Genomic DNA, 11121 nt, shown 5'->3' with positions numbered 1-11121 from the left:
GTTACACAGTTCGCTTAATTCACCAGAGAACGTTTAGGTTATAGTCTGCCCCTGGTCGCGGATTACCGCACAAATAGAAAAAAACCAACCGTTGTGGATCGGGTAAATTATTCCGGAATATGGACTGAAGCCACCTGCGGATGATAAATCAAGGATCCTGAAGAGCAATAATCAGATGTCGCATTTACCCAAATTCTCACTTTCGCTATTACACCCGCGTTACTGGCTGGCATGGCTGGGTATTGGCCTGTTGTGGCTGGTGGTACAACTTCCTTATCCGCTTATCTATCGCCTGGGGAATGGGCTGGGGCGGCTATCAATGCGCTTTTTGGGCAAACGCGTTCGTGTAGCCGAGCGCAATCTGGAACTGTGCTTTCCGCAACTGACTCCCTCCCAACGCCGTGAAATGGTGGTCAAGAATTTTGAATCTTTGGGAATGGGGTTGATGGAAACCGGCATGGCCTGGTTCTGGCCCGCCCATCGCGTAGAGCGCTGGACTGAGACCAGCGGCGTTAACGACGTCGTCGAGCTGCAAGAACAAAAACAGGGTATTTTGCTGATTGGCATTCACTTTCTGACGCTTGAGCTTGGTGCGCGGATGTTTGGTATGTTCACGCCGGGGATTGGTGTCTACCGCCCGAACGACAATCCGCTGATCGACTGGCTGCAAACCTGGGGCCGGCTGCGTTCTAACAAGACGATGCTCGATCGCAAAAATCTGAAAGGAATGGTCAAGTCATTGAAAGAAGGCGAGATACTCTGGTACGCCCCGGATCACGATTATGGACGCGCCAGCAGCGTATTTGTTCCCTTTTTCAATGTCGATAACACCGCGACCACCACCGGTACCTGGATGTTGGCGAGAATGTCGAAAGCCACTATCGTGCCTTTTGTGCCACGGCGGAAAGCCAACGGTGCCGGTTATGAACTCATTGTGCTACAACCTGAGGCGACGCCGCCGTTGGAATCCGCGGAAGCGACTGCCATCTGGATGAACAACATTATTGAACAATGTATTCTGATGGCGCCGGAACAGTACATGTGGTTGCACCGCCGCTTTAAGACTCGCCCGGAAGGGGTTCCTTCGCGGTATTAGTCCTGTCGACAGTAAAAAAAATAGCCCAATAAATAGCGCGCTTATTAATCCTCTGACTATACTGAAAGAGCCTAAATTAAGGCTCTTATCCAAGGAGAATGTAGGATGAAAAAGGTATTAGTCGCTTTAGCTCTTTCTGCTGTTGCCTTTGGTGCTTCTGCTGCGCAATTAATTACTAAAGAAGAAGTCTCGCATTTTAAACTAACCCATGTTGGTAGTGTTTCGGTAGGGCCTTCCGGCGGGCAATTCTCGTCGCCATCCGATCTTCACGATCAGCTGTCTAAACTGGCTGATGAGAAAGGCGGGAAATATTACGTGATTATCGCTGCGCGTGAACATGGGCCAAACTTTGAAGCTACGGCTGAAGTGTATAAGTAAGCACTGATATACTCGTCATACTTCAAGTTGTATGTGCGTTGGCAATAACTCGGCCCATCCTTGGGCCTCGCCTCTACGGGGCCAGCGCAAGCACTGTTCAAAACGGCTAGCCGTTTTGTCCTGCAACTCGAATTATTTAGAGTGTAGCAAAATTCTTAACCTGGCCGCCCTTTGGGGAGCCGGGTTTTTTATTTTCTGAATACAGGAAGATAGCCTGAAGAAATCAATGAGCAGTGCGAGAAATAGGATTCGGCGCATGATAACGCCAGTACGTTGGTTTTCACGAGAATCAATAAACTGATTGATCAGGTAGCCGTTCGCGCCGTGCGGCTCTACACCGTCGAAGCCGGCAGCAATTGCGTTGCGTGCAGCCTGGGCATAGCCTTGGCCCTGTTGGCTAATTTGTGTGCCTTCGCTGATAATTAAACCCGTACTGGCGCGTTGAGCGTAATACCCCGCCATCTGCTCGGTGGCATCACGATACGGTTTTTCCGCGACAGAGCCTGCAGGGAATAGTGGTCGCATAACACATGCGTCTCCTTAACGACTTGATGGACGCAGAATAGACCCTTGTTATTGTGTATTAAATAGCAATGGTGTTCATAGACTATTAACTATTTTGTTTATAAAGGGAGTAGCTTATGCTTAACGTGTGGGGTATTGACCACCCGCATAATTAGGTAGGCTAAATGTGGTATTATCGCGCCTTTCCCTTTTCGTCCTGGGGTTTTTTTATGCAACAACCTGTTGTTCGCGTTGGGGAATGGCTCGTTACTCCTTCTGTAAACCAAATTAGCCGGAACGGACGTCAGCTGACCCTTGAACCGCGTTTAATCGATCTTCTGGTCTTCTTTGCTCAACATCCTGGCGAGGTACTCAGCCGGGATGAGCTTATCGATCACGTCTGGACGCGCAACGTGGTGACCAGTCATGTTGTCACGCAGAGTATTTCCGAACTGCGAAAATCGCTAAAAGACGGCGATGACGGCAGCATGGAGTACATCGCGACGGTACCGAAACGCGGCTACAAGCTCACGGTTCCGGTGATGTGGTGTACGGAAGAGGGCGAAGAGCTGGCGCCAGTCGCGCCGGTTGCCGTGCCGGAAACCTCGCCACCGACCCTTCCTCCCGGGCAAACTTCACCTGTGGCGGCCGCTGCGCCGGAAAAACGTAAACGTATTACCGCCTTCTGGGTGTGGGCGCTGTTTCTGCTGGCGTTGGGGAGCTGCGTGGCGCTTATCGCGCTGTCGTCGATGGAATCACGTCCGCCGGAAACGAAAGCGCGCCTGTTGCTGAATCCGCGTGATATCGACATTCACCTGCTGAACGGGAGTTCGTGCAACAACTGGGCGTCGCAGCATGCCTATGCGGTAGGGCTGGGCAGCCTGATAACCACTTCGCTCAATACCTTCTCGACCTTTATGGTTCACGATAAAACCAACTACAACATCAACGAGCCCAGCAGCTCGGGTAAAACGCTGACCATTGAGTTCGTCAATCAGCGCCACTATCGAGCGCAGCAGTGCTTTATGTCCGTTCAGTTGGTTGATAACGCTGACGGCTCGACGATGCTCGACAAACGCTACTTTATTACCATGGACAACCAGCTCACCATCCAGAACGACCTGCTGGATAGCCTGTCGACGGCGTTAATGCAGCCATGGCCGGATCGTATGAAAGCGATGCTGACACAATATCAGCCTTCACAAAGCGCTTCATTAACCAGCCTTTATCAGGCGCATCAGCTTCTTATGAAGGGTGATGTTGATTCATTAGGCAAAGCCAGTGACGTGCTGGACGACGTGATTAAACAGTCGCCGGATTTTATTTACGCTTATGCCGAGAAAGCGCTGGTGGACGTGTTACGTCATTCGCAGCAGCCGCTGGATGAAAAACAATTAGCCACGCTGTACGCCGAGGTTGAAAAAGTGGGTGAAATGCCCGGCATTAAAGATATGGCGATTTTCTATCAGATAAAAACGGTAGATATGCTGGGGAAAGGGAAAATAGATGAGGCGTATAGCGCCATCAACACGGGCATTGATTTAGAAATGTCATGGATGAATTATGTGCTGCTCGGTAAAGTCTATGAGATGAAAGGGCAGAACCGGGAAGCTGCCGATGCCTATCTGACAGCCTTTAATTTACGCCCTGGTGAAAATACCTTGTACTGGATTGAAAACGGCGTATTCCAGACCTCTGTTACCCGCGTAGTACCGTATCTCGACAACTTCCTCGCTTCAGAATAAGTAAACCCTCATCATGCTCATGGTTTTGAGTATGGTGAGGTTAAAATTATGTATCTCATGAGCACTTCAGTTGTTATCTTTAATAAGCATTTAATTCCTTCATGGTAACACAATTCCAACACATCTGTAGTCATCTAACTCATTGTAAGTAGGCGGTGTTTATCTTTTTTTGATATCAACATGTCATGTTTATATGTTAATTGAAAAAGGTCAAAATATCATTTGTCTGATGTTTGTGGTTATTTCACTTTATCTTTAGGACTTGTCTCGTACTAATCAGTAATCTTGTTGGCAGTTGGTCGGGTCAATAAATGGTTCTATATCATGATCTGTACCTCCCAAATAAACTTAGGAGAAAAGCAACCATGAGTTCTGCCAAGAAGATCGGGCTATTTGCCTGTACCGGTGTTGTCGCCGGTAATATGATGGGGAGCGGTATTGCATTATTACCTGCGAACCTCGCCAGCATCGGTGGTATTGCCATCTGGGGTTGGGTGATTTCTATTATTGGCGCGATGTCTTTGGCTTATGTTTACGCCCGACTGGCGACCAAGAACCCGCAGCAGGGTGGTCCCATTGCGTACGCCGGGGAAATTTCCCCAGCATTTGGTTTCCAGACCGGTGTGCTTTATTATCATGCGAACTGGATTGGTAATTTGGCAATCGGGATTACCGCCGTCTCTTATCTCTCTACATTCTTCCCTATTTTAAATAACCCGGTGCCCGCAGGTATTGCCTGTATTGCCATCGTGTGGATCTTTACTTTCGTTAATATGCTCGGCGGGACCTGGGTAAGTCGCCTGACGACGATTGGTCTGGTGCTGGTGCTTATTCCGGTAGTGATGACTGCCGTCGTCGGCTGGCACTGGTTTGATGCGGCAACTTATCAGGCGAACTGGAACACCTCCAGTACCACCGACAGCCACGCGGTCATCAAAAGTATTCTGCTCTGCCTGTGGGCCTTCGTCGGCGTAGAATCCGCCGCCGTCAGTACCGGGATGGTGAAAAACCCGAAACGTACCGTACCGCTGGCAACCATGCTGGGTACCGCAATGGCTGGTATCGTCTATATTGCCGCGACCCAGGTTATTGCCGGTATGTATCCTGCGTCTGAGATGGCCGCATCCGGCGCGCCGTTCGCCGTCAGCGCCTCCACCATTCTTGGCGGCTGGGCTGCGCCGATGGTTTCCGCCTTCACCGCCTTTGCCTGCCTGACGTCTCTTGGTTCCTGGATGATGCTGGTTGGTCAGGCCGGTGTCCGTGCCGCCGACGACGGTAACTTCCCGAAAGTGTATGGCGAACTGGATAGCAACGGTATCCCGAAAAAAGGCCTGCTGCTGGCGGCGGTGAAAATGACCGCGCTGATGATCCTGATTACCCTGATGAACTCCGCCGGTGGTAAAGCATCCGACCTGTTCGGCGAACTAACCGGTATCGCGGTACTGCTGACCATGCTGCCTTACTTCTACTCCTGTGTTGACCTGATTCGCTTCGAAGGCATCAACATCCGCAACTTCGTTAGCCTGATTTGTTCGGTTCTGGGTTGCGTGTTCTGCTTCATCGCGCTGATGGGCGCAAGCTCCTTCGAACTGGCCGGCACCTTTATCGTTAGCCTGATTATCCTGATGTTCTACGGCCGCAAAATGCACCAGCGCCAGAGCGATTCAACGGATAACAACACCACCGCTAGCGCGCACTAATCCGTAACCCTTTTTCCTGAGGCTCCTTCCATCACCTGTCATATCGCGACGGGAGGGGCTTTCTACATCTGGAGATTTGACTATGAACGTTATTGCAATCATGAATCACATGGGGGTTTACTTCAAAGAAGAACCCATCCGTGAACTGCATCGTGCTCTCGAACGCCTGGACTTCCGCATTGTCTACCCGAACGACCGTGACGACTTATTAAAACTGATCGAAAACAACTCTCGTCTGTGCGGCGTTATCTTCGACTGGGATAAATACAATCTCGAACTGTGCGAAGAAATCAGCAAAATGAACGAGTACATGCCGCTGTACGCTTTTGCTAACACTTACTCGACGCTGGACGTTAGCCTGAACGATCTGCGTATGCAGGTACGTTTCTTCGAATATGCGCTGGGCGCCGCGGAAGATATCGCGAACAAAATCAAACAGAATACCGATGAATACATCGACACTATTCTGCCGCCGCTGACCAAAGCGCTGTTCAAATATGTGCGTGAAGGTAAATATACTTTCTGTACTCCAGGCCACATGGGCGGTACCGCCTTCCAGAAAAGCCCGGTAGGTAGCATCTTCTATGATTTCTTTGGCCCCAACACCATGAAGTCCGATATCTCCATTTCGGTTTCTGAATTGGGTTCTTTGCTTGATCACAGCGGCCCGCACAAAGAAGCGGAAGAGTACATTGCCCGCGTATTCAATGCTGAACGTAGCTACATGGTGACCAACGGTACGTCTACCGCCAACAAAATCGTCGGTATGTACTCCGCGCCTGCCGGCAGCACGGTGCTGATTGACCGTAACTGTCACAAATCGCTGACTCACCTGATGATGATGAGCGACATTACGCCGATCTACTTCCGTCCGACCCGCAACGCCTACGGCATCCTTGGCGGTATCCCGCAGAGCGAATTCCAGCATGCGACTATCGCTAAGCGTGTAAAAGAAACGCCGAACGCGACCTGGCCGGTACACGCGGTTATCACCAACTCAACCTATGATGGTCTGCTGTATAACACTGATTTCATCAAGAAAAACCTGGATGTGAAATCCATCCACTTTGACTCTGCCTGGGTGCCTTACACCAACTTCTCTCCGATCTATGAAGGCAAATGCGGGATGAGCGGCGGCCGCGTTGAAGGGAAAGTGATTTATGAAACCCAGTCCACGCACAAACTGCTGGCGGCGTTCTCTCAGGCTTCGATGATCCACGTAAAAGGCGACGTTAACGAAGAAACCTTCAACGAAGCCTACATGATGCATACTACCACCTCTCCGCACTACGGTATTGTGGCTTCCACAGAAACCGCCGCAGCGATGATGCGTGGTAACGCCGGTAAGCGTTTGATCGACGGTTCTATCGAACGCTCTATCAAGTTCCGTAAAGAGCTTAAACGTCTGAAAGGCGAGTCTGAAGGCTGGTTCTTCGACGTCTGGCAGCCGGAACATATCGATGGCCCTGAATGCTGGCCGCTGCGTTCTGATAGCGCATGGCACGGTTTCAAAAACATCGATAACGAACACATGTACCTCGACCCGATCAAAGTCACGCTGCTGACACCGGGGATGAAGAAAGACGGCACCATGGATGAGTTCGGTATTCCGGCGAGTATTGTAGCGAAATATCTCGACGAACACGGCATCGTGGTGGAGAAAACCGGTCCTTATAACCTGCTATTCCTGTTCAGTATCGGTATCGATAAAACGAAAGCGCTGAGCCTGCTGCGTGCGCTGACCGACTTCAAACGCGCGTTCGACCTGAACCTGCGGGTGAAAAACATGCTGCCGTCGCTGTACCGTGAAGATCCTGAATTCTATGAAAACATGCGTGTTCAGGAACTGGCGCAGAACATTCACAAACTGGTTGAGCATCACAACCTGCCGGACCTGATGTTCCGCGCATTCGAAGTGCTGCCGTCGATGGTGATCACGCCATATGCCGCGTTCCAGAAAGAGCTGCACGGCCAGACTGAAGAGGTTTACCTCGAAGAGATGGTCGGCCGCGTCAACGCCAACATGATCCTGCCGTATCCTCCGGGAGTACCGCTGGTGATGCCTGGTGAAATGATCACCGAAGAAAGCCGACCGGTGCTGGAATTCCTGCAGATGCTGTGCGAAATCGGCGCTCACTATCCGGGCTTCGAAACCGATATCCACGGGGCGTATCGTCAGGCGGATGGTCGTTACACCGTTAAAGTGCTGAAAGAAGAAAACAACAAGTAATAGACGCACACAAGGGAAGTGGCTTGCCACTTCCCTTTTTTCACGCTGCAAGGAGAACCTATGAAAACACCCTCACAGCCGCGCGCGATTTACTACATCGTGGCGATCCAGATCTGGGAGTACTTCAGCTTTTACGGCATGCGCGCCTTACTCATCCTCTATCTCACCCATCAACTTGGCTTTGACGACAGCCACGCCATCAGTCTGTTCAGCGCTTACGCATCCCTGGTTTACGTTACCCCTATTCTCGGCGGCTGGCTTGCCGACCGCCTGCTCGGCAACCGCACGGCGGTGATTGCCGGGGCGCTGTTGATGACCCTCGGCCATGTGGTGCTGGGCGTCGAATCGGATTCCATCTGGAGCCTCTATCTGGCGTTGGCGATCATTATTTGCGGCTATGGCTTGTTCAAATCCAACATTAGCTGCCTGCTCGGCGAACTGTACGCCATTGACGATCACCGTCGCGACGGCGGCTTCTCGCTGCTGTATGCCGCCGGCAACGTCGGCTCGATCGCCGCGCCTATCGCCTGCGGTTTGGCGGCGCAGTGGTACGGCTGGCATATCGGCTTCGCGCTGGCGGGGATTGGTATGTTCATCGGCTTGATGATCTTCTTAAGCGGCAGCCGTTACTTCCGCGGCACCCGCGGTGTCGATAAACAGGCGCTGCGCGCGGTGACATTTGCGCTGCCGACCTGGGGTTGGCTGGTGGTCATGCTGTGCCTGGCGCCGGTGTTCTTCACGCTGCTGTTAGAACACAACGGGGCCGGTTATCTGCTGGCGATCGTTTGCCTGTTCGCCGCGCAAATGGTGGCGCGGATCATGATCAAATCGCCGCAGCACCGCCGCGCGTTATGGCAAATCGTCCTGCTGATGCTAACCGGCACGTTGTTCTGGGTGCTGGCGCAGCAGGGCGGTAGCTCAATTAGCCTGTTTATCGATCACTTTGTGAATCGTCGCCTGCTGAATATTGAAGTGCCGACCGCGCTGTTCCAGTCGGTTAACGCGGTGGCGGTGATGGCGGCGGGCGTTGTGCTGGCGTGGTTGATCCGCCCGGAGGGGCGTACCCGTTCGGTGTTGAAAACATGGCTGAAATTTGCCTTTGGTCTGCTGCTGATGGGGGGCGGATTTATGTTGCTGGCTCTCAATGCCCGCCATGGCGCAGTGGATGGTCAGGCGTCGATGGGCATGATGATCGCCGGATTAGCGATGATGGGCTTTGCCGAACTGTTTATCGATCCGGTGGCGATGGCGCAGATCACCCGCCTGAACATGCCCGGCGTCACCGGGGTATTGACCGGCATTTATATGCTGGCCACTGGCGCTGTCGCCAACTGGCTGGCGGGCGTGGTCGCACAGCAAACCACTGAATCGCAAATCAGCGAGACGGCGATCGCCGCTTATCAACATTTCTTCTCGCAGATGGGCGAGTGGACCCTCGGCTGCGTAGCGGTCATCGTGCTGCTGGCGCTGGTGGCCAGCTGCAGCGTTGGCAAACGCCGTACGGCTGCTCAGGGTGACAAACTCGTGTCACCTGGTAGTCCGGCTAAGGCGTTTACGCCGCGAGCCGGGGGGCAATAAATCAACAGCGCTAAATGAACAGGAGGGAGATAGTCTGGCAGGCGCGGAAGCCAACGATAAAAAATACCGTTAGTTAGGCCATAGCTGAGTGAGATCAGCTTGAGGTGAACCCAGGGTCGTTAAGATTGTGTTCTGGCGTAATGCCAGAGACAGGCCGCGCTGAATGGTGACCTGGTTCAATTTATCGAAGCTAGTTTGAAAGCAGGGTTATGAGGAACCAACATGTCTGAACAACAAGCACAAGGTGCCGATGAGGCAATTGACCTTAATAATGAACTGAAAACTCGTCGCGAAAAATTGGCTGCGCTGCGTGAGCAAGGCGTCGCCTTCCCGAACGATTTCCGTCGCGATCATACCTCTGACCAATTGCACGCTGAATTTGATGCGAAGGATAACGATGAACTCGCTTCCTTGAACGTTGAAGTCTCTGTTGCTGGCCGTATGATGACCCGCCGTATCATGGGTAAAGCCTCCTTCGTCACCCTCCAGGACGTCGGCGGCCGTATTCAGCTGTACGTCGCGCGTGACGATCTGCCGGAAGGCGTCTACAACGAACAGTTTAAAAAATGGGATCTCGGCGACATCATCGCCGCCCGCGGTAAGTTGTTCAAAACGCAAACCGGCGAACTGTCTATTCACTGCAGTGAGCTGCGTCTGCTGACCAAAGCTCTGCGACCGCTGCCGGATAAATTCCACGGCCTGCAGGATCAGGAAGTCCGCTATCGTCAGCGCTATCTGGATCTGATCGCCAACGAAGAGTCGCGCCATACTTTCCGTATCCGCTCGCAGATCCTGGCGACGATGCGTCAGTTCATGGTCGCCCGCGGTTTTATGGAAGTCGAAACCCCGATGATGCAGGTGATCCCGGGCGGCGCTTCCGCGCGTCCGTTCATCACCCATCACAATGCGCTGGATCTGGATATGTACCTGCGTATCGCGCCGGAACTGTATCTGAAACGTCTGGTGGTCGGCGGTTTTGAACGGGTGTTTGAAATCAACCGCAACTTCCGTAACGAAGGGATCTCTGTACGCCATAACCCAGAGTTCACCATGATGGAACTGTACATGGCGTATGCGGATTACAAAGACCTGATCGAACTGACCGAGTCGCTGTTCCGCACGCTGGCGCAGACGGTGCTGGGCAAAACCGAAGTGCCGTATGGCGACCAGATGTTTGACTTCGGTAAGCCGTTTGAAAAACTGACCATGCGCGAAGCCATCAAGAAACACCGCCCGGAAACCAGCATGGCGGATCTGGATAACTTTGATGCAGCGAAAGCGCTGGCGGAATCTCTCGGTATTCAGGTGGAGAAAAGCTGGGGGCTGGGACGTATCGTCACTGAAATCTTCGACGAAGTGGCGGAAGCGCATCTGATTCAGCCGACCTTCATCACCGAATATCCGGCAGAAGTTTCACCGCTGGCGCGCCGCAATGATCTGAATCCGGACATCACCGACCGTTTCGAATTCTTTATCGGCGGCCGCGAAATCGGTAACGGTTTCAGCGAGCTGAACGATGCGGAAGACCAGGCGCAGCGCTTCCAGGATCAGGTCAATGCCAAAGCGGCGGGTGATGACGAAGCGATGTTCTACGACGAAGACTACGTGACCGCGCTGGAGTACGGCCTGCCGCCGACCGCCGGTCTGGGCATCGGTATCGACCGGATGGTGATGCTGTTCACCAACAGCCACACCATCCGCGATGTGATCCTGTTCCCGGCCATGCGCCCGCAGAAATAACCGCGATTCGTCAAATGCATAACCCCGGCTTGCCGGGGTTTTTTGCATCGGTCAGTACAGGAGGGGTAGCCCTGCTAAGCGCAGGGCGAGCAGGGAAAATTCCGGTTGTGCCGTTATTTTTTCGGGTGGCGCTACGCTTACTCGACCGAC

General features: G+C 52.7%; 7 protein-coding genes and 1 pseudogene. 7 read left to right on the top strand and 1 reads right to left on the bottom strand.

Going from position 1 to position 11121, the window contains the following annotated elements:
• Positions 1 to 175: 175 nt before the first annotated feature.
• Positions 176 to 1096: an LpxL/LpxP family Kdo(2)-lipid IV(A) lauroyl/palmitoleoyl acyltransferasee gene (locus PYR66_17345; protein ID WEF27049.1), complete on the top strand. Its 921-nt coding sequence runs from the start codon at positions 176 to 178 to the stop codon at positions 1094 to 1096.
• A 105-nt stretch (positions 1097 to 1201) separates the two neighbouring features.
• A complete protein-coding gene (locus PYR66_17340) occupies positions 1202 to 1474 on the top strand; it encodes a DUF1471 domain-containing protein (GenBank protein WEF27048.1) in 273 nt (90 codons plus the stop codon).
• 270 nt (positions 1475 to 1744) lie between these two features.
• On the opposite strand, the pseudogene PYR66_17335 reads toward PYR66_17340, so the two are convergent.
• Positions 1745 to 2004: pseudogene (locus PYR66_17335) on the bottom strand (hypothetical protein).
• A 204-nt stretch (positions 2005 to 2208) separates the two neighbouring features.
• Here PYR66_17335 and cadC point away from each other — a divergent pair.
• From cadC to lysS, 5 genes are all read left to right on the top strand, one after another.
• Complete coding sequence (cadC, locus tag PYR66_17330) at positions 2209 to 3723, top strand: lysine decarboxylation/transport transcriptional activator CadC (protein ID WEF27047.1); 1515 nt, start codon at positions 2209 to 2211, stop codon at positions 3721 to 3723.
• A 365-nt stretch (positions 3724 to 4088) separates the two neighbouring features.
• Complete coding sequence (gene cadB / locus PYR66_17325; protein ID WEF27046.1) at positions 4089 to 5423, top strand: cadaverine/lysine antiporter; 1335 nt, start codon at positions 4089 to 4091, stop codon at positions 5421 to 5423.
• An 82-nt stretch (positions 5424 to 5505) separates the two neighbouring features.
• Entirely contained in the window at positions 5506 to 7653 is a 2148-nt protein-coding gene (cadA, locus tag PYR66_17320) for a lysine decarboxylase CadA (GenBank protein ID WEF27045.1), read from the top strand.
• Positions 7654 to 7713: 60 nt separating this feature from the next.
• Positions 7714 to 9231, top strand: a complete 1518-nt coding sequence (locus PYR66_17315) for an oligopeptide:H+ symporter (GenBank protein ID WEF27044.1) — start codon at positions 7714 to 7716, stop codon at positions 9229 to 9231.
• A 222-nt stretch (positions 9232 to 9453) separates the two neighbouring features.
• Positions 9454 to 10971 carry a lysine--tRNA ligase gene (gene lysS / locus PYR66_17310; protein ID WEF27043.1) on the top strand — a complete coding sequence of 506 codons (1518 nt, stop codon included), beginning with the start codon at positions 9454 to 9456 and terminating at the stop codon, positions 10969 to 10971.
• Positions 10972 to 11121 lie beyond the last annotated feature (150 nt).

This window comes from Klebsiella aerogenes, from assembly GCA_029027985.1.
Taxonomy (GTDB): Bacteria; Pseudomonadota; Gammaproteobacteria; order Enterobacterales; family Enterobacteriaceae; genus Klebsiella; species Klebsiella aerogenes_A.
This window is presented reverse-complemented; position numbering and strand designations above follow the sequence as displayed.